The organism is Rhodococcus sp. NPDC003322, assembly GCF_053589555.1.
The window spans coordinates 133,910-152,964 of sequence record NZ_JBSFSC010000004.1; the positions used below are offsets into that span (position 1 = coordinate 133,910).

Genomic DNA, 19,055 nt, shown 5'->3' on the forward strand with positions numbered 1-19,055 from the left:
ACAATGACGGATGCGGCGCCGGCCGCACCCGCTGCGGGCTCGACGCAGGGGGAGTCCCGCCGACTCGGGAGCGGAGATCCGCTCCCGAGTTGGCGGGAGGGGGCCACCAAACGGGCCATCCTCGGCTTCGTCCGATCCGTGACGGCCGAGGGGGATTCCACGGTCCCGATCGAGGAGCGGATCGCGGTCTTCGACAACGACGGCACCCTGTGGTGCGAGAAGCCGATGCCCATCCAGCTCGACTTCATCCTGCGTCGTCTCGTCGCCATGGCAGAGCAGGATCCGTCGCTGCGTACCCGCCAGCCCTGGCAGGCCGCCTGCACCCGCGACTACGGCTGGCTGACCGGTGTCCTGACCGACCACTACCGCGGCGACGACAGCGGGGTGAAGGTGTTCGCCGTCGGGGTACTGACGGCGTTCGCCGACATCACGGTGGAGGACTTCGAAACCCAGGCCGACCGATTCCTCCGCACCACCGACCATCCCACCCTCGGCCGTACCTACCTGACGTGCGGCTACTCGCCGATGATCGAGTTGCTCGGCTACCTCGACGCCAACGGGTTCCGCAACTACATCGTCTCCGGCGGCGGCCGCGACTTCATGCGGCCGATCAGTCAGGACGTGTACGGGGTGCCCCGCCAACGGGTCATCGGAAGCAGCGCCTCACTGACCTGGAGCGGCGACGGCCCTGGCGGCGCGCTGATCCACCAACCCGAGTTGGACGTGCTGGTCGACGGTCCCGAGAAGCCGATCCGGATCTGGAGCCGCGTCGGCCGACGGCCCCTGCTGGCGGCCGGGAACAGCAACGGCGACATCCCGATGCTGCAGTTCTCCGAGCAGCCGGACCGGCCCTCGCTGCAACTGCTGGTGGTCCACGACGACGCCACCCGTGAGTTCGACTACCGGGAAGGCGCCGAACAGGCGATCGACCTCGCAGGCACCAGGGACTGGACCGCCGTCAGCATCAAGGACGACTGGGCGACCGTGTTCGACCGACGAGGGTAGGCGCAGCGACAACCGGAGACCGCCACCGGAGAACCGGAGGTCGACCGACGCCGTCACCGGGACCGCTCGGCAGGGGAGCGCGGTCGCAGCAGAACCACCGGAATCTCCCGCTCGGTCCACGACTGGTAGGTGTCGAAGTCGGCGTAGGCGTCGACGAGGATCGGCCACAGCCGGGCCCGCTGCCCGGGATCGGCTGTGGCGGCGGTGACCTCGCGGCGCCGACTGCCCACCTGGATGCGCGTGTCCGGGTTCGTGCACAGGTTCCGGTACCACTGCGGATGTTTCGGCAAGCCGCCCTGCGATGCGACCACGACGATGTCCGGTCCGTCCTCGATGTAGAGCAGCGGGGTGGTGTACACCGTGCCGGACTTGCGGCCCCGGTGCTCGAGCAGCAGCGTCGGGACGGGTTTGTGGAATCCGGCACCGAAGCGCCACTTTCCCCCGATGCGTCCACCGGTGCGGCGGTAGAGCCAGACCTGGGACCGGCCGACGTACTTGAAGATTCTCGGCAGTAGGGGGGAATCGAGTTGCCCTGGTCGGGGCGGTGTCGCGCCTGCGGTCCGTCCGGTCATGGTGTCAGCTCCTTCGCGTGTCGCGTGCCGGCGTCGTCACCCGAGCGCCACGCCGAGTTCGGCGGCGAAGGTCTTGATCATGTGCTGTACGCCGATCTCGTTGCGGCCGATGATCATGTGGTCGTGCTGGCCGCGCCGCACCCCCTCGCCGCACTGCGGCAGCATCGCGAAGTCCTCGTCGCGGACCGCGCCGTGCACCTGGGCGAAGACGGTGTCGTACAGGTCGCGTTGTTCGTCGGTGGTCGCGGGGATACGGGCCATCCAGCTGTGGCGAAGGGTGCACCGCGTCGGGGATCCGGCGGGAAGCATGTCGAGGATCTCGACGCCGACCGGGCTGTTCGCGAGGATGAGATTGGGGTAGATCCAGTAGATCACGCCCATGTTCGCCGACGGGTCCCACGAACCCTCTGGATTGGTGTCCAGGTCGGCAATCCAGTTGAACGGGAAGCCCATTCGGTGGTGCCTGCCGAACGCGTCGTGAATCGAGGTGTTGGCGACGGTGTTCTGGCCGATCACGCTCTCGGAGTGGACGAACGGGAAGTGGTAGCTCTCGGCGAACGCCTCGAGCGCACCCTTCCAGCTGACGTCCGACTCGAATTCGCGCTCGTCGTGGTAGCCGTAGGACCGGTAGTCGAACCGGGCCAGTTCCGGCCCGAGGGGGCCGAGATGTGCGTCCACGTCGATGGATTCGTCCGCGTTCAGGACCGCCCAGACGAATCCGTGCCTCTCCTGGCTCGGGAGTTCCACCAGTCCGTAGTCGGCGCGGTCCATGCCGGTGAAGCCCTCCTTGCCCGGTACGCCAACCAGGTTCCCGGTGTTCTTGTAGGTCCAGGCGTGGTACGGGCAGGTGAACCGGGTGGTGTTGCCGGACCCGCAGGCGGGCATCGCGCCGCGGTGCCGGCAGTAGTTGAGGAAGACGTGCGTCGTGCCTGCGCCGTCCCGGGTGACCAGCAGCGAGTCGCCGAGCACGCTGCGCACGACGTAGTCGTTCGGTTGCCCGACCTGCGCGCTGGGCACGATGGCCAGCGGGGTGCGCCGCAGGATCTGCGCCTCCTCGACCTCGGTGATCTTCGGGTCCCGGTAGTAGTGCAGCGGCACGCGCAGCGGTGAGTCCGCCATGTCGGTCGTGCCGTCCAGCACATGCCGGAGCGCGCGCCGGGTGAGGTCGTCCACCGTGTCGGTGTGTCGGGTGTCGGGCTGTGTGGTCATCGTCTGTCCTTTCCCGCGCCGGTCGGCCGCAGTGTCGAGACCATACAACAGGGCATGTTTGTATGGCCTGGTTTCGGTGGATCCGCGCCGCCGCCCGAGGTCCACCCGGCGTGATCGCGCACGGGTAGGGTTCGACCGACAACTTCGCTGGGCAGGAGGGATGACGGGCCGATGCGCACACACGGCTGGTCGGGCGCCACCCCCGCCGACGACGACGAGGCGATCGCCCGCATCCTCGCCGCGGCCCGCCGCGCCGTGGACCGCTCCGGCGGTGACATCAGCATCACGGAGGTGGCCCGGGACCTCGGTGTCACCCGGCAGACCGTCTACCGGTACTTCCCGACCACGGAGGCACTGCTCGGCGCCACCGCGATCGCCCAGGCCGGCCCGTTCCTCGACATCCTCGCCACGCATCTCGGTGGGATCCGCGACCCCGCGGAGGCCGTCGTGGAGGGCATCGCCTACACCCTCGAACAGATACCCGAGGAGAAGTACCTGAACATGGTGCTCGCGCCCGGACGGGCCAGTGCCTTCTCTGCGGGCGTCACCTCGGACACCGCGCTGGCGTTCGGCCGGTCGATCCTCGAACGGTTCGCCGTCGACTGGGCCGAGGCCGGTCTGGCCGGTGCGAACCTCGACGAACTGGTCGAGCACATGCTCCGCATCGTGCAGTCGTTCGTCATCGATCCCGGTCGTCCACCCCGCAGCGGCGACGAACTGCGGCTCTACCTGAGGAAGTGGGTCGCCCCTGCGGTGGATCGAATCCGGTCACAGGCCGGCGCGCACTGACCGGACCCCGGGTGTTACTCGGCTCGCCGCACGTCCTCGGTGAAGCCGGGCAGCCACCGCGTCAGGATCCCCATGTAAGGGGCCTCGGCGTCGAGCTGGGCGCAGATGCCGACCGACCCCAACAGCACCCGGAAGATCATCACGTACTCGGGCGGCATGTTCAGCGCGCGGGCGGTCCGGAAGTGTTCCGACGAGAAGTCGGTCGCGGTGCCTGCCGCGCGCTGCAGCCACGACCGGGTGAAGTGGAACGACTCGGTGTGGATCGGGTCGGTGAAGGGGCGCAGGTAGTTCGCGATCTCGGCCTCGGTGACATTGCGACCGGGAAGCACGAAACCGTTGCCGCGCAACAACTCCGTCAGCTCGTCGAACCGTTCCTCGAGGGCGAGCCGGACCATCCTGCCGAGGACTGGGGGAAGTCCGCCGGGCATCGGGGCACAGGCACCGAAGTCGAGGACGCCGAGGCGGCCGTCGTCGCACAGCATGAAGTTGCCCGGGTGAGGGTCGCCGTGCAGCAGCTCGACGCGGGCGGGGGAGGCGAAGTGGAACTCGGCCAGCCGCGCACCGGCGATGTTGCGCTGCTCGGCCGTGCCGCTGCTGATGACCGTCGACAGCGGCGTCGCGTCCATCCACTCGGTGATCACCACCTTCGGGGAGCTGGCCACCACCTTCGGGATCGCGAACTGCGGGTCGCCGGCGAACTCGGCGGCGAACGCGCGCTGATTGTTCGCCTCGATCCGGTAGTCCAGTTCGTCCTCGGTGCGAGCGCTGAGTTCGTCGAGCACCGGCTTGATGTCGGCGCCCGGCATCACCGCGGTGAACATGCCCGCCATCCGGGACAGCGTCTTAAGGTCGGCCCGCAGTGCCTCGTCGGCGCCGGGGTACTGGACCTTCACCGCCACGTCACGACCGTCCGACCACACCGCCCGGTGCACCTGCCCGATGCTCGCCGACGCGGTCGGGGCGTCGTCGAAACTGGCGAATCGTTCCCGCCACCGGGTGCCGAGCTGCGCGTCGAGGACGCGGTGCACCTTGCGGGCGGGCAGTGGCGGCGCCTCCGCCTGCAGCTTCGTCAGCGCGTCCCGGTACGGCTCGGCGAACTCCTCCGGGACCGCCGCCTCCATCACGCTCAGCGCCTGGCCGAGCTTCATCGCGCCGCCCTTGAGCTCGCCGAGCACCGTGAACAACTGTTCGGCCGCCTGCTGGGTCAGCTTCGCGTCGATCTCGTCCCGGTCGCCGCCGGCGAGCTTGCGACCGAAGCCGACGGCCGCACGCCCCGCGATCCCCAGCGGGATGCTCGCGAGTTTGGCGGTGCGGGCTGAGCTGCGGCGGGGAATGTCGGGCACGCCCTCAATCATGGCGGACGATCGCCGCCTTCGCCTACACCTCAGGTGAGCAGCCGCAGTCCGGGTGTGTCGGCCACGGTCGACGTACCAGCCGCGGCGACCGAAGGTCGAGTTCGAGGGTGGCGTCGAGGCTGGCGGGAGGGCGACTCGGGTCGCCGTCGATCAGCGCGGTGAGTTCGCTCACGGCCAGCGCGACGGTCGCGAGCACGGCGTCCGGGGTGGCGGTCCCGACCCGCCCGAGCAGCTGCGCCGCCAGGTGCGGCCACTCGGCGTCCAGGCCGGTGCGGGTCAGGTCGGCGCAGCGCAGGCAGCTGGTGCGGCCCGGCACCACCAGCGGCCCGACGACCCCGCGTCCGTCCCGCAGCCGAACCGGAAGGTGCGCGGTGCCCGCCGCCATCAGGTCGGCGACGGTCTGCGGATCCGGAACGAGGTCGTCGGTGAGCACCACGCAGTCGATGCCGTCCGTCGGCGGGCCGACCCCGGCACGGTCCGGGACCGACCGTCCGATCCGGACGCGGCCGTCACCGAGCGCGGTCGTGAGACCGTCCGCGAGCGGGCCGCGGCCGTGCAGGTGCACGCTGCGCACCGTCGGCTTCCGGCGGAACGGCAGCAAGGCGCCCACCCGGGCGAGCTCGGACAGGATCTGCCCGATGTCGTCGCTGTCGACGCCCACACGGTTGGCCTGCCAGACGATCTCGGCGCGGCTGTGGTGCCCGTCGAGCAGTCGCAGCAGGTCGGCGAGCGCGGCGGCGGTGACGCCGGCGGGCGGCCGCAGCAGCAGCGCGGTCTCCGGGTTCCAGCCGAGTTGAAGGGTGCCGCTCGGCCGGGTCAGGACCGGGGTGCGGGGGTCCAGGCGCGGCCCGTCGAGCGGGGTGGTGGCGAGGCGGGTCATGCGGGCAGCGTGCCAGCACGCACCCGCCGCGGAGGTGCCCCGCGGCGGGTTGTCCACAGGGTGGCAACCCCGTGGACCTGCGGTTTCGTCCCTATCCGCTAGTTGCTCGGGGAGTCGGGTTCGCCGGTCTCGCCGCGCTCCTCGCGTTCGCGGGCCTGCAGCGCTTCGAGCTGGGCGATCGGATCGTCGAACGTGCTGGATCCACCGCCGACCACCCGGTCGACGAATCCGGCCGGGCTGTCCAGGTCGCTCGAGTCCGGAAGCAGGTCCGGGTGCGCCCACACCCCGTCGCGGCCCTCGGCGCCGGAGGCGTCGGTGAGCTGTCGCCACAACTGCGCCGCCTCGCGGACCTTGCGGGGGCGCAGTTCGAGTCCGACCAGGGTGGCGAACGTCTGTTCCGCCGGGCCGCCCGTCGCGCGACGGCGGCGCAGGGTCTCGCTCAGCGCCGCCACCCCGGGCAGTCGCTCGCCGAGAGCCTGCGCGACCACGACCTCGACCCAGCCCTCGATCAGGGCGAGCAGCGTCTCCAGGCGCTCCAGCGCCTGCTTCTGCTCCGGCGTCGTCTGCGGCTCGAACGTGCCCTGCTGCAGCAACTCCTCGAGCTTCGACGGGTCGCTCAGCGCGCTCGGGTCGAGACCCTGTGCCGCCTCCTCGATCGCCGAGAAGTCCATCTTGATGCCGCGCGCGTACTCCTCGACGGTGGCGAGCAGGCGCTGCCGCAGCCACGGCACGTGCACGTACAGCCGCTGGTGCGCGGCCTCGCGGGCGGCCAGGAACACCAGGACCTCGCGGTCCGGTTGCTCGAGGCCCTCACTGAACTTCTCCACGGCCGCAGACAGCAGCGCGGCCACCCCGTTCGGACCGAGGGGAAGCCCGATGTCGGTGGAGGTCAGCACCTCGGACGCGAGCTGCCCGAGGGCCTGCCCGAGCTGAGAGCCGAACGCGAGGCCACCCATCTGGCCGATCATGCCGAGCATCGGTCCGGCCATCTGCCGGGCCTCCTCCGGCAGTCCGGACACCCACATACCCGACACCTGCTCGGCGACCGGGTCACACAGCCGCTTCCAGGTGTCGATGGTGTTCTCCAGCCAGTCGACCGGCGTCCAGGCCACGGTCCGGGTGGCGCCGGCGGGCAGCTGCGTCGCGCCGTCGAGCCACAGCTCGGCGAGGTGCGCGGCGTCGGCGATCGCGGACGCGGACCCGGACGACACCGGGGTGACGGAACCGATCTGCTGCAGCGCCAGCTTCTTCGCCACGTCGTAGTTCACCGGACCGGACTGGCCGCCGGTGCCCATCGCGCTGCCCATGCCGCTGAGCATCTGCCCGAACTGGGTCAGCATCTGACCGAGCGCGGCGGGGTCGAAGCCCTCGGCGTTGAAGCCGAACGGCATCCCGCCCGGCCCCGTCGGACCGCCGCCTGCGTTCTTGTCGCGGTCGGGGTCGTCGTCGGAGTTCGAGAAGCCAAACGGCGGATTGCTCATACGTCAACGGTACAAGGCCGTGCGCGCGTCGGTGGCAGCGGAAATCACGCCGAGCGCGAACACGCGGACCGAGAACACGGAGAAACCGGCCCGCGTGCGGCCGGTGCAACGGCGGCCGCCGACCGCCGACCTCTACGCTGGGCCGAGTGAATCGACGGATGCTCACCCTGGTTGCTGCGCTGGTGCCGGTCGTGGCGTTGCTCGGGCTCGGGACGGTCGTGCAGGTGCCGTTCGTGGCGCTCGGACCCGGTCCGACCTTCAACACGCTCGGGGAGGTCGAGGGCAAGCAGGTCGTCGACATCGAGGGCACCGAACTGGATCCGACGACCGGGAACCTGAACATGACGACGGTGTCCGTGCGCGACGGGCTGACCGTGTTCGACGCTTTCGGGTTCTGGCTCAGCGGCCGCTACGGCCTCGTGCCCCGCGAGGAGGTGTACCCGGCCGACCGCAGCCGTGACCAGGTGCAGGAGGAGAACGCCGCCGACTTCGCCCAGTCCGAGGAATCCGCGGAACTGGCCGCACTGCACTTCCTGAACAAGCCGGTCGCGCTGGAGGTCACCGACGTCTCCGCCGACGGTCCGTCCCACGACCTGCTGCGCACCGGTGACCGCATCGTGAGCATCAACGGGACGCCGGTCCGGACCGTGGGTGAGGTGCAGCGCTCCGTGGCGGACCTCGCGCCGGGAACCGTCGCGACGATCGTCGTCGAACGCGACGGCGGTCAGGTGACGGTGCCGGTCACGCTCGGCGCCCGGCCCGGACACGACGACGTGGGCTATCTGGGGATCACCCCCACCGAGAAGCCCGACGTGCCGTTCACCGTCGACTTCAACCTCGCCGAGATCGGCGGCCCGTCGGCCGGGCTGATGTTCACGCTCGCCGTGATCGACAAGCTGTCGCCGGGCGAACTCAACGGCGGCGGGTTCGTCGCAGGCACCGGCACCATCGACTCGGACGGTGACGTCGGCCCGATCGGCGGCATTCCGTACAAGCTGATCGCGGCCCGGGAAGCCGGCGCGACCACGTTCCTGGTACCGGCGAAGAACTGCGACGAGGCCAAGCAGCGGGTTCCGGACGGGCTGCGACTTGTGAAGGTCGACAACCTCACCGGCGCGGTCGACGCGCTCGAGTCGCTGAACTCCGGCGGCGACGCCCCGTCCTGCTGACCGACCGCTCCCGCTGATCGACCGAATGTGGGATTCGGTCAGTCAGACCGACCGAATCCCACATTCGGTCGGAAGGGTGGGGGCCGGGTGGCGGGGGACAGGGGTCACCAGTCGTCGTCGGTGGCCTCGAAGGTCGCGTGCAGCGCGTGGACCAGTCCGGGGGCCAGGTTGTCCCCGGTGCGCAGTTCCGGCTCGGCGAACGGGTCGTCGTCCTCGTCGGGCGCCAGCGCGATCGCGCACTCGGACCGGCCGTCCCGCAGGACCGCGGCGAACAGCCTCGCCGCACGGCGGTCGGGATGCGAGCCCGCTGCCGCGCGGATGACGTCGTCGGCGGCGTTGTCACCGGACAGGGCCACCGAGACGGCGGAGTCCAGCTCCACCTCGGCGGTCGGGGGCAGCACCAGGATCTCCTGGACGAGCAGGCATCCGGCCACCCCGTGCGACCAGCTGGTGGTGCCTAGGTACTCCTCGAGCGCGGCGGCTCCGCCGTGCAGGTCGTCGGGAAGTGGATGCTGTTCGATGGGCGTCAGCTCGGACCCGGCTTCGAGCTGGTCGATCAGATGCGGTTCGGCCACGGCGATCGCCGCCGTCGGGACGAGTGCGAACATCCGCGGTGGCTGCCCCCAGCCGTCGGGCTCGACGTGGCCTGCGACCTCCTGAACGCACCGCGGCAGGGCGTCGTCGGAGATCGGGTCCGGGTGGGATGTGCCGTCGAAGTCGCTCACCTGTTCATCCTCGCACCCGGACGACGCAGCCGGACAACCCGGACGACGCACCCGGACAACCCGGACGACGCCGGTGGTCACATCGGTAACCCACGTAGAGTGGGACAAAACACCCTGCGGCCCGCTCGTCGTGCCGCCCGACCACGGGAGCGTGACACGTGGGCATGCGGCCCCCCACCGGATTACCTTCGTTGTCCAGACGGAGCCGAGTGTTGTTGGTACTGGCGCTTGTTGTGGCCGTACTGCTGCTGATCGGGCCGAGGCTGATCGACACGTACGCGAGCTGGCTGTGGTTCGGCGAGGTCGGGTTCCGAGGCGTCTTCACGAAGGTCCTCGTCACCCGGATCCTGCTGTTCCTCGCCGTCGCCCTCCTCGTCGGCGGTGCCGTGTTCGGCGCGTTGCTGCTCGCGTACCGGTCCCGTCCGGTGTTCGTACCGGCCGCGGGGCCCAACGACCCGATCGCCCGGTACCGGACGACCGTGATGAGCAGGCTCAAGCTGTTCGGCGTGGTCGTGCCGGTCGTGATCGGCGTGCTGGCCGGGCTGGTCGCGCAGTCCAGTTGGGTTGCGGTGCAGATGTTCATGCACGGCGGCGACTTCGGGCAGCATGACCCGCAGTTCAACCTCGACGTCGGGTTCTACGCGTTCGATCTGCCGTTCTACCGGTTGGTCCTGAACTGGCTGTTCGTCGCGGTGCTGATCGCGTTCTTCGCGAACCTGGTGACGCACTACATCTTCGGTGGTCTGCGGCTGACCGGGCACGAGGGAGCCCTGACCAAGGCGGCGCGCATCCAGTTGGCGGTCCTTGCGGGCACCTTCGTCCTGCTCAAGGCCGTCGCGTACTGGCTCGACCGCTACTCGCTGCTGTCGAGCAGTCGGAAGGAACCGACGTTCACCGGCGCCGGTTACACCGATATCAACGCGGTGCTGCTCGCGAAGCTCATCCTGATGGCCATCGCCATCATCTGCGCTATCACGTTCTTCGCGGCGATCTTCCTGCGGGACATGCGGATTCCGGCGCTCGCCACCGCGCTGCTCGTGCTCTCGTCGATCCTGGTCGGCGCGGTCTATCCGCTGCTGGTCGAGCAGTTCTCGGTCAAGCCGAACGCCGCGGTCAAGGAGCGCGAGTACATCGAGCGCAACATCGCGGCGACCCGGCAGGCGTACGGGATCTCCGACGACAAGGTGACGTATCAGCCGTACTCCGGTGACGGCACGAAGGCCCCGCAGGACGTGCCGGCCGACGTCACCACGATCGCGAACGCCCGACTGCTCGATCCCAACGTCCTCTCGCCGACGTTCACCCAGCAGCAGCAGCGGCAGAACTTCTACGGGTTCCCGCCCACTCTCGACATCGACCGCTATGACCTGGGCGGCGAGAAGCGGGACTACGTGGTCGCGGCGCGCGAGCTGTCGCCGAACAACCTGCAGGGCAACCAGACCGACTGGATCAACAAGCACACCGTGTACACCCACGGTGACGGTCTGGTCGCGGCGCCCGCCAACAGGGTCACCGCCCCGGTGCTCGACCCGACGCAGGACACGTCCAACAACGCGGGCTACCCGATCTACACCGTGAGCGACATCGCGTCCCAGCAGCAGGGGACGCAGGTCATCAAGGTCGATCAGCCGCGCGTCTACTTCGGTGAGGTGATCGCCCAGGGTGACGCCGACTACGCGATCGTCGGCAGCGGCGACGGCTCGGCTGCCCGTGAGTACGACACCGACACCTCGAAGTACACCTACACCGGGCAGGGCGGCGTCCCGATCGGGAACTGGTTCAACCGGTTGACGTTCGCGGCGAAGTACGCCGAGCGCAACATCCTGTTCTCCAGCGTGATCGGCTCCGACTCGAAGATCATCTACAACCGGGACCCGAAGACGCGCGTGGAGAACGTCGCGCCGTGGCTGACGACCGACGGTGATCCGTACCCGGCGGCGGTCGGCGGCCGGATCGTCTGGATCGTCGACGGGTACACCACCCTCGACAACTACCCGTACGCGCAGCGCAGCTCGCTCGAGGGGATGGTCGAGGACAGCATCGACCAGACGACCGGTCGGCCGTTGCCGCGCAAGGAGGTCTCCTACATTCGCAACTCGGTGAAGGCGACCGTCGACGCGTACGACGGCACGGTGACGCTGTACCAGGTCGACGACCAGGATCCGGTGCTCAAGGCGTGGATGGGTGTGTTCCCGGACACGGTCCAGCCGAAGAGCGCGATCAACGACGACCTGCGTTCGCACTTCCGCTACCCGGAGGACCTGTTCAAGGTGCAGCGGGAGATGCTCGCGAAGTACCACGTCGACGATCCGGGCGAGTTCTTCACCAACAACGCCTTCTGGTCGGTGCCGAACGAGCCGACGGTCGAGGGCTCGAAGCTCAACGAACCCCCGTACTACGTGCTCGTCGGTCAGGAGGGAACCGGCAAGCCGGTGTTCCGGTTGACCAGCCCGATGGTCGGTTTCCGCCGCGACTTCCTGTCCGCGTACATCGCGGCGGACTCGGACCCGGAGAACTACGGCAAGATCACCGTGCTGCAGTTGCCGCGGGACAAGCAGACACAGGGTCCGGCGCAGGCGCAGAACTCGATGATCTCCGACGCCCGAGTCGGCTCGGAGAAGGCACTCCTCGAGCGCACCAACAAGATCCAGTTCGGCAACCAGCTGACGTTGCCGATCGCGGACGGCGGGATCCTGTACGTGGAGCCGATGTTCACCGAGCGCAGCGGCGCGAACAACGCGACGTTCCCGCAGCTGACCAGGGTTCTGGTCAGCTACCAGGAGCCCGGGCCGACCGGTCGAGTGCGGGTGGGGTACTCGGCCACCCTGGCCGATGCCCTGAACCAGGTGTTCGAGATCGGAACGGGCAGCGCCGCAACGGCTCCCGGCGGAACGGTCACCGAGCAGCAGTCGACCGGTAACACGCCCGCACCGGTGGTCCCGGCGCCGGAGCAGACGACCCAGCCGCCGGCGCCGCAGCCGGGTGGAACCATCAATCGGGATGCCGCGGTTGCCGAGCTCGACGCCGCGCTCGCCGCAGTGCGGTCGAGCCAGCAGAGTGGCGACTTCGGCGCCTACGGTGCGGCGCTCGACCGGCTGCAGAAGGCGGTCACCGACTACCAGAGCCTGCCGAAGTAGTCGGGCCGGAACCGGCGAAAAGGGCGCCCCGCCGATCGAATTCGATCGGCGGGGCGCCCTTTTTCGTGTGCTCGGCTCAGCGGGTGATGCCGGCCAGGTAGATGCTGTTGGCGGCGATCAGCTCACGCAGCTGGTCGCCGTATCCGTACTGGTCGGCGGTGGCGACAGCGGCGTCGGTGGCCTGCTGCACCTGGTCGGCGCTGGGGGCCGGGAGGTTCTCGGGCAGGGCCGGCACGGTCGCGACCGGCGGAACCGAGGCGGGCAGGTCGACGGCAGGCACGGGGGCGGGCTCGGGCTCGGGAGCCGGCTCGGGCTCGGCGGCCGTCAGGTACTGACCGCAGTGCGGCCACGCGCCGGCGCCCTGGGTCGCGAGGACGTTCTCCGCGACGCGGATCTGCTCGGCCTTGGAGGCGGTGTGCGGGGAGCCGCTGCCGCCGTTCGCGGCCCAGGTGCTCTGCGAGAACTGCAGGCCGCCGTAGTAGCCGTTGCCGGTGTTGGTCGCCCAGTTGCCGCCGCTCTCGCACTGCGCCACGCCGTCCCAGTTGTAGGCGGCGGCGGAGGCGGTGGCGGTGCTCAGGGCCATCGGGGCCGCGGCGAGGGCGGCGGTCGCGGCGACAGCGCCGAGCGTGCGCGTGGTTGTCTTACGGATGGTCATGCGGGGTGAATCCTCTCCGCGCTTGCCGACGGGGCCGCGTGGTGCGATCGGTGCCGGTGTGGCCGTGGCGGACAGACTGCTGTTCGTCGCCCGGCGTCGTCACTGGCACGCCCGTCCCTGCCCCTCGAAGGTTTGGGGGTTCCGATCCCGCGGGGCAGGTCGAGCAGCGGCGGGTCGGCTGGGCCCGGTGGTTTCGGGCCGGGATCGACGCTAGCCAACAAATTGCTGTGGGTCATCTCCGTCGAACTTCGGCCTGCCGCAACGCAAGTCGCCGATGTAACGCGGCTTTCGCCAGGTCATCCCGGCGCGTTGCGTCTCGCGGGCAGCTCCGTTATCCCGTCGTAATGTGGTGGGGATCACCGAATTTCGGTGAAGTGCGCCACAGGTTTCCGCGGCGCCGGGCGCGCGTCGGTGGCGCGGAGGCGCGATCGGCGGCCGGTTTCCCCGGTTGTGCAGGCGATTTGTGTTCGGTTCTTCCGTTCGTGTAACTTCGTTCATGCAGCGCGGGGTGGAGCAGCTCGGTAGCTCGCTGGGCTCATAACCCAGAGGTCGCAGGTTCAAATCCTGTCCCCGCTACCAAGAACGAAGGACCCGGTACCCAGGTACCGGGTCCTTCGTCGTTTCCGGCCATCGTTGTTTCCGGCCGTCGGCGTTTCCGGGCATTGTCGGCTTCGAGCGTTGGTCCGCTCCGGGGTCTGGCCCGCCGGCCGCGGGGCCCGCCGGCGGCGCACTCCTTCGCGTCATCTCCGATGCCGCGTCGGGCTGTTTCGGGTGGCTCGATGTGACATCGGCAACCATCGGGGAGGGGTGGTCAGAAGTGCTCCGGAAGTCGTGTACAGTGGTCAGTGCAGCGCGGGGTGGAGCAGCTCGGTAGCTCGCTGGGCTCATAACCCAGAGGTCGCAGGTTCAAATCCTGTCCCCGCTACGAAGACGAAGGCCCCGGTACTCAGGTACCGGGGCCTTCGTCGTATTCGCGTTTCCCCGGATCGTCGACGTCGGCGCGGCGGCATCGAGGATCCGGCGGTGCTCCGATGATCTTGCATTTTCAGCAAATCTCCTTGTCGAAATCGCGCGATCTGGCGGACAGTGGATTCCGGACCGGAGCGATACAGGGAACGGAGACGCGATGAACGACAGATATGACGTGGTGATCGTCGGTGGCGGTGCAGCGGGACTCGGAGGGGCGCTCTCGCTGTCGCGGGCTCGCCGGTCGGTCCTGGTGGTCGACGCGGGCCGGCCGCGAAACGCGCCCGCCGAGCACATGCACAACTACCTCGGCCGTGAGGGCGCGAACCCGCGGGACCTGCTGCGGATCGGACGCGACGAAGTGGCCGGGTACGGAGCCGAGTTCGTCGACGGGGAAGTTGTCGCTGCCGCGGCGACGGACGCCGGCTTCCGGATCCGGCTCGGTGACGGTCGGGAGGCCACGGCGAGGCAACTGCTGGTCACCACCGGACTCGTCGACGAACTCCCCGATGTGGCGGGATTGCGCGAACGCTGGGGGCGTGACGTGCTGCACTGCCCGTACTGCCACGGGTGGGAGGTCCGGGACGGCGCGATCGGCATTCTCGCGACGAGTTCGCTTGCGGCGCACCAGGCGTTGATGTGGCGACAGTGGAGCTCCGACGTGGTGGTGTTCGCCCACACCGCCCCGCCGTTCGGCGCCGCGGACCTCGAGAAGTTCGCCGCCCGCGGCATCGAGGTCGTCGAGGGCGCCGTCACCGGGCTCGAGGTCGACGGGGATCGGCTGACCGGGGTGCGGGTCGCCGGCCGCGGGGTGATCGCGCGCCAGGCGCTGGTGGCGCCGCCGCGGTTCGAGGTGCACACCGAGTTCCTGCGTGGTCTCGGGCTCGAACCCGTCGCACAGGAGATGGGTGGCGAGGTCATCGGCACCCACCTGCCTGCGGACCCGACCGGGGCGACGACCGTGCCCGGGGTGTGGGTCGCGGGGAACGTGACCGATCCACGCGCACAGGTTATTTCGGCTGCCGCCGGGGGAGTGCAGGCCGGCGCGATGATCAACGCCGCGCTGATCGAGCTGGACGTCGAGGCCGCGCTCACCGAGCGTTCACGCGTCGGGTAGGTCGATCTCGTGCAGCCCCTGCCGCAGCAGCTTGCCGGTCGCATTGCGGGGCAGCTCGTCCAGGAAGACCACCTCGCGTGGAACCTTGTACCGCGCGAGGTGTTCCTTGACGAACGACTTCAGCGCCTGGGCGTCGACCTCGGGCGATCCCGGCGCGGGCACCACGAACGCCCGCAGGCGGTGGCCGAATTCGAGGTCCTCGACACCGATCACCGCGGCCTCCGCGACATCCGGGTGGTCGGCGAGCAGGTTCTCCACCTCGAGCGGGTAGACGTTCTCGCCGCCGGAGACGATCATGTCGTCGTCCCGGCCGTCGACGAACAGCAGCCCGCGGTGGTCGAAGTGGCCGACGTCTCCGGTGGACAGCAGACCGTCGATCCGCTCCTTGTCACGGCCGTCCGTGTAGCCGTTGAAGCTCAGTCCGCTCGAGACGAAGATCCGGCCCACCACACCCGGTTCGTCGATCCGGCTGCCGGCGTCGTCGTACAGCCCGACGTGGCAGGTGACGGGTGGGCGTCCCGCGGTCCCTGGAACCAGGGCCAGGTCGGCGGGCGTGGCGACCGTCGCGACCGCGACCTCGGTGGAGCCGTACAGATTGTGCAGCACCGGCCCGAACGCGTCGGTGGTGCGGCGGCACAGGTCGGGGGAGATGGACGAGCCGGCGGCGAAGACGATCGACAGGTTCGTGGTGTCGAACCGGGCGAGGACGTCCGGGCCGAGGTCGACGATCCGCTGCAGCATCGTCGGGACGACCACGAGGACGTCGGCGCGGTGGTCGGCGGTCAGTTGGACGGTCTGCAACGGGTCGAACCGACGTTGCAGCACCACCGTCTGGCCGAGGGTGAGCGCGAGCCCGAGTTGCGAGATCCCGGTGCCGTGGAACGCGGGCGCGGCCATCACCATCGTCTGGCCCCGGCGCAGCGGTACCCGGTCGAGGAACTGTGCCGACGCCAGCGGCGAGGTCCGCTCCCGCGGCGCCCCCTTCGGCGTGCCGGTGGTGCCGCTGGTCAGCAGCACGAAGCTGCCGGGCACCGGCGGCGCGGCCATGGGAGCGCTGCTGTGTCCGATGAGCTGATCGTCGAGCCGGGTGGTGCCGTCGGCGGACCGACCCCACGCCACGTACCGCCGCACGTCCGGTGGTAGCCCGGCCGCAACCGCGGCGAACTCCTCGTCGTGGACGAACGCCCGAACCTGTTCGCGGGCAGCGATGTCCACCAACTGCGGGGTGGCGAACCCGGTGTTCATCAGGACCAGCTTGGTGCCCAGCTTCGCGGCGGCGAGCATCGTGAGCACGAGTCCGCGGTGATTGCGGCACATGACGCCGACCACGGACCCGGGGGTGACGCCGTCCGCGGCCCAGGCGCGCGCCAGCGCGTTCGACATGCCCTCGAGTTCTGCGTACGTGAGCTGGCCGCGTTCGTCGACGATCGCGACGACATCGAGACCGGCGGTGGCGTGGGCGTGCACCACTCCCGCGAACGGGCCGTAGCGCTCGGCCGCACGGATCGAGGCGAGCCCGCGATCGAGGCGGGGGAACGGCACCAGGCCCGATCGCGCCATCACCCGGATCGCGCCCAGAGTGTCGGTGACCTTCGTCAGAGCGCCTGGCATCGCTTCCCCCTGCGGAGTGCTCCGGTGTGTGTTGGGTCACAGGGTAGACCGTGAGTCGGTGGCGGGCACGGGTAACGATCGGGTGCGTCGGCCTGCTGGTCGCAGTCTCTTCGTACGGTCCTCGGCCAACCCCGCTGCACTTGGTCATCGCGGTGGCCGGGGCGATGCCGATCCCGCCTCCAGGATTGGAACGTGTTCTAGCCTTGCGGCATGGACGTGACCTACGAGGGGACCAAGAGGGAAGTCGCCACCGACAAGGGTGTGCTGCGCTATCACGAGGCGGGCGAGGGGCCCCCGCTTCTGCTGTTGCACGGCTCCGGGATCGGGGTCAGCGGGTGGCGCAACTACCGAGGCAACCTGGGTGTGTTCGCCGAGCACTTCCACTGCTACATCCTCGAGTTCCCAGGATTCGGCGTGAGCGACCCCGTCGGTGGGCACCCCGTGCTGACCGCGGGGTCGTCGGTGCTGCGCTTCATGGATGCGCTGGGCATCGAATCGGCCGCGATGATCGGCAATTCCATGGGCGGGGTCGTCGGCGTCAATGTGGCCGTGAAGCGTCCCGAGCGGGTGAACAAGCTCGTCACCATCGGTGGGGTTGGGCCGAACATCTTCAGCCAGAATCCGAGTGAGGGCACGCGGCTGCTGCAGGATTTCGCCGACGGTCCCAGTCGCGAGAAGCTGGTTCGGTGGCTCGAGTGCATGGTCTACGACCGTGCCGTGATCACCGAGGAGCGAATCGAGGAACGTTGGGAAACGTCCAACGATCCGGAATCACACAAGACGCTGGCCGCGATGTACGGCTCCGAGGCGTTCGAGGCCCAGCAGCAAGCGATGGCCAACTCGGACGCACCGCCGTACTGGTCGATGATGGGCAAGGTGCAGTGCCCGACCCTGCTGACCTGGGGTCGTGACGACCGACAGTGCCCGCCGGACATGCCGATGATCCCGATGCGACTCATTCCCGATGCGGAGTTGCACATCTTCCCGAAATGCGGGCACTGGGTGATGGTCGAAGCCAAGGAGGCATTCGAACGGATCACCCTCGAGTTCCTGCTCAGGTGACCTGGTATCCGCTCGCGGACCCGGTGCGGGACCACGGTCGGTGTAGACGCATCCGTCCCCGTCGCGGTGGTTGCGACGGGGACGGACGTCGTGATGGAACTGGTTGTCGTGCAGACTACTTGAGCTCGGACGACGACTTGCCGAGCAGGCGGCGGGCGATGATCAGCTGCTGGATCTGCTGCGTGCCCTCGAAGATGTCGAGGATCTTGCTGTCGCGGGCCCACTTCTCGAGCAGTGGCCGCTGCGAGTATCCCTGGGTGCCTGCCAGCTCGACGGCCTTGAGCGAGGCCGCCGTTCCGGTGCGGCCCGCCTTCGCCTTCGACATCGACGCCTCGAGCGAGTTGGGCTTCTTGTTGTCCGCCATCCAGGTGGCGCGCAGCGCCAGCAGGTACGCCGCCTCCCAGTCCGCCTCCAGGGCCAGGAACTCGGCGGCGGCGGCGTGCTGGTTGTTCGCCGGGGTGTCGTACGAGACCTCGACGCCGGCCTCGGCGAGAATCTCACGCAGCTCCTCGAGCACCGCGCGGCCGAGGCCGATGGCCATGCCGGCGACAATCGGTCGGGTGTTGTCGAAGGTCTGCATGACCCCGGCAAAGCCCTTCTCCACGTTGACCTCCGGGTCGCCGAGGATGTTGTCCTTCGGGATCCGGCAGTCCTGCAGCAGCAGCACCGCGGTGTCGGACGCCTTGATCCCGAGCTTGTGCTCGAGCCGCGCGACGGACAGGCCCGGGGCGTCCCGCGGCACGACGAACGACTTGATCGCGGCGCGGCCCTTGGTCTTGTCCACCGTCGCCCACACGACGATGTGGGTCGACCGCTCGCCGGCGGTGACGAAGATCTTCTCGCCGTTGAGCACCCACTCGTCGCCGTCGAGCGCGGCGGTGGTGGTGACGGCCGCCGAGTCGGAACCGAAGCTCGGCTCGGTGATGGCCATCGAGGCCCACACCTTGCCGAACCGCTCGAGCTGCTCGTCGGTCGCGACGGCCGCGATGGCGGAGTTGCCGAGGCCCTGGTACGGGATGGACAGCGTCAGACCGACATCGCCCCAGCAGGTTTCGATGACGTTCATCAGCGACGCCATGTTGCCGCCGTTGGCGTTGCCGATCACGGACGGGGCGTCACCGCGGCCGAGCGCCGCACCCGAGGCACCGGTGCCGGAGTCGTTGAGGCCCTCGACCATCGCGGCCATCGTGTCGAGCTCGACGGGGTACTCGTGCTCGGCGAGGTCGTACTTGCGTGAGACGGGGCGCAGGATCTGCGCCGCGACCTGGTGCGCCTGGTTGGCGGACGCCCTGAGCTTGCGGGGAAGTTCGAGATTGATCATT

General features: G+C 69.3%; 15 protein-coding genes and 2 tRNA genes. 8 read left to right on the top strand and 9 right to left on the bottom strand.

Features of this window, described 5'->3' with window-relative positions:
- Positions 1–3: 3 nt before the first annotated feature.
- Complete coding sequence (locus ACWDUM_RS16815) at positions 4–1,005, top strand: HAD family hydrolase (protein WP_450134842.1); 1,002 nt, start codon at positions 4–6, stop codon at positions 1,003–1,005.
- Positions 1,006–1,058: 53 nt separating this feature from the next.
- Here the strand turns inward: ACWDUM_RS16815 and ACWDUM_RS16820 are convergent, their stop codons facing one another.
- A complete protein-coding gene (locus ACWDUM_RS16820) occupies positions 1,059–1,577 on the bottom strand; it encodes a nitroreductase family deazaflavin-dependent oxidoreductase (protein ID WP_450134843.1) in 519 nt (172 codons plus the stop codon).
- Between the two features lie 36 nt (positions 1,578–1,613).
- Complete coding sequence (locus ACWDUM_RS16825) at positions 1,614–2,786, bottom strand: aromatic ring-hydroxylating oxygenase subunit alpha (RefSeq protein ID WP_450134844.1); 1,173 nt, start codon at positions 2,784–2,786, stop codon at positions 1,614–1,616.
- Between the two features lie 171 nt (positions 2,787–2,957).
- On the opposite strand from ACWDUM_RS16825, the gene ACWDUM_RS16830 reads away from it, so the two are divergent.
- Complete coding sequence (locus ACWDUM_RS16830; protein WP_450134845.1) at positions 2,958–3,575, top strand: TetR/AcrR family transcriptional regulator; 618 nt, start codon at positions 2,958–2,960, stop codon at positions 3,573–3,575.
- A 14-nt stretch (positions 3,576–3,589) separates the two neighbouring features.
- On the opposite strand, the gene ACWDUM_RS16835 is transcribed toward ACWDUM_RS16830, so the two are convergent.
- The 3 genes from ACWDUM_RS16835 to ACWDUM_RS16845 all read right to left on the bottom strand — a co-directional run bounded on the left by ACWDUM_RS16835 (position 3,590) and on the right by ACWDUM_RS16845 (position 7,291).
- Entirely contained in the window at positions 3,590–4,930 is a 1,341-nt protein-coding gene (locus ACWDUM_RS16835; RefSeq protein WP_450115769.1) for an ABC1 kinase family protein, read from the bottom strand.
- A 22-nt stretch (positions 4,931–4,952) separates the two neighbouring features.
- The gene (locus ACWDUM_RS16840; RefSeq protein WP_450134846.1) at positions 4,953–5,810 is read right to left on the bottom strand and encodes a hypothetical protein; all 858 of its coding nucleotides are present in this window, start codon (positions 5,808–5,810) and stop codon (positions 4,953–4,955) included.
- Between the two features lie 98 nt (positions 5,811–5,908).
- Complete coding sequence (locus ACWDUM_RS16845; RefSeq protein WP_450134847.1) at positions 5,909–7,291, bottom strand: zinc-dependent metalloprotease; 1,383 nt, start codon at positions 7,289–7,291, stop codon at positions 5,909–5,911.
- A 146-nt stretch (positions 7,292–7,437) separates the two neighbouring features.
- Between ACWDUM_RS16845 and ACWDUM_RS16850 the strand changes: the two genes are divergently transcribed.
- The gene (locus tag ACWDUM_RS16850) at positions 7,438–8,460 is read left to right on the top strand and encodes a YlbL family protein (protein WP_450134848.1); all 1,023 of its coding nucleotides are present in this window, start codon (positions 7,438–7,440) and stop codon (positions 8,458–8,460) included.
- Between the two features lie 104 nt (positions 8,461–8,564).
- On the opposite strand, the gene ACWDUM_RS16855 is transcribed toward ACWDUM_RS16850, so the two are convergent.
- Positions 8,565–9,185, bottom strand: a complete 621-nt coding sequence (locus ACWDUM_RS16855) for a PPA1309 family protein (protein WP_450115765.1) — start codon at positions 9,183–9,185, stop codon at positions 8,565–8,567.
- A 158-nt stretch (positions 9,186–9,343) separates the two neighbouring features.
- Here ACWDUM_RS16855 and ACWDUM_RS16860 point away from each other — a divergent pair, with 158 nt between their 5' ends.
- The gene (locus ACWDUM_RS16860; RefSeq protein ID WP_450134849.1) at positions 9,344–12,322 is read left to right on the top strand and encodes a UPF0182 family protein; all 2,979 of its coding nucleotides are present in this window, start codon (positions 9,344–9,346) and stop codon (positions 12,320–12,322) included.
- A gap of 76 nt (positions 12,323–12,398) precedes the next feature.
- Here ACWDUM_RS16860 and ACWDUM_RS16865 read toward each other — a convergent pair whose 3' ends face one another.
- Complete coding sequence (locus ACWDUM_RS16865; RefSeq protein WP_450134850.1) at positions 12,399–12,977, bottom strand: transglycosylase family protein; 579 nt, start codon at positions 12,975–12,977, stop codon at positions 12,399–12,401.
- Positions 12,978–13,479: 502 nt separating this feature from the next.
- Here ACWDUM_RS16865 and ACWDUM_RS16870 point away from each other — a divergent pair.
- From ACWDUM_RS16870 to ACWDUM_RS16880, 3 genes are all read left to right on the top strand, one after another.
- A tRNA-Met gene (locus ACWDUM_RS16870) sits at positions 13,480–13,556 on the top strand.
- A gap of 272 nt (positions 13,557–13,828) precedes the next feature.
- Positions 13,829–13,902: transfer RNA gene (locus tag ACWDUM_RS16875), tRNA-Met, on the top strand.
- Positions 13,903–14,103: 201 nt separating this feature from the next.
- A complete protein-coding gene (locus ACWDUM_RS16880) occupies positions 14,104–15,060 on the top strand; it encodes an NAD(P)/FAD-dependent oxidoreductase (RefSeq protein ID WP_450134851.1) in 957 nt (318 codons plus the stop codon).
- On the opposite strand, the gene ACWDUM_RS16885 is transcribed toward ACWDUM_RS16880, so the two are convergent.
- Positions 15,046–16,671: an acyl-CoA synthetase gene (locus tag ACWDUM_RS16885; protein WP_450134852.1), complete on the bottom strand. Its 1,626-nt coding sequence runs from the start codon at positions 16,669–16,671 to the stop codon at positions 15,046–15,048. The two genes, ACWDUM_RS16880 and ACWDUM_RS16885, sit on opposite strands and share 15 nt — an antisense overlap.
- A 210-nt stretch (positions 16,672–16,881) precedes the next feature.
- Between ACWDUM_RS16885 and ACWDUM_RS16890 the strand changes: the two genes are divergently transcribed.
- On the top strand, positions 16,882–17,733 hold the full coding sequence (locus ACWDUM_RS16890; RefSeq protein WP_450134853.1) for an alpha/beta fold hydrolase: 852 nt from the start codon (positions 16,882–16,884) through the stop codon (positions 17,731–17,733).
- A gap of 115 nt (positions 17,734–17,848) precedes the next feature.
- Here the strand turns inward: ACWDUM_RS16890 and ACWDUM_RS16895 are convergent, their stop codons facing one another.
- The gene (locus ACWDUM_RS16895; RefSeq protein ID WP_450134854.1) at positions 17,849–19,054 is read right to left on the bottom strand and encodes an acyl-CoA dehydrogenase family protein; all 1,206 of its coding nucleotides are present in this window, start codon (positions 19,052–19,054) and stop codon (positions 17,849–17,851) included.
- Position 19,055 lies beyond the last annotated feature (1 nt).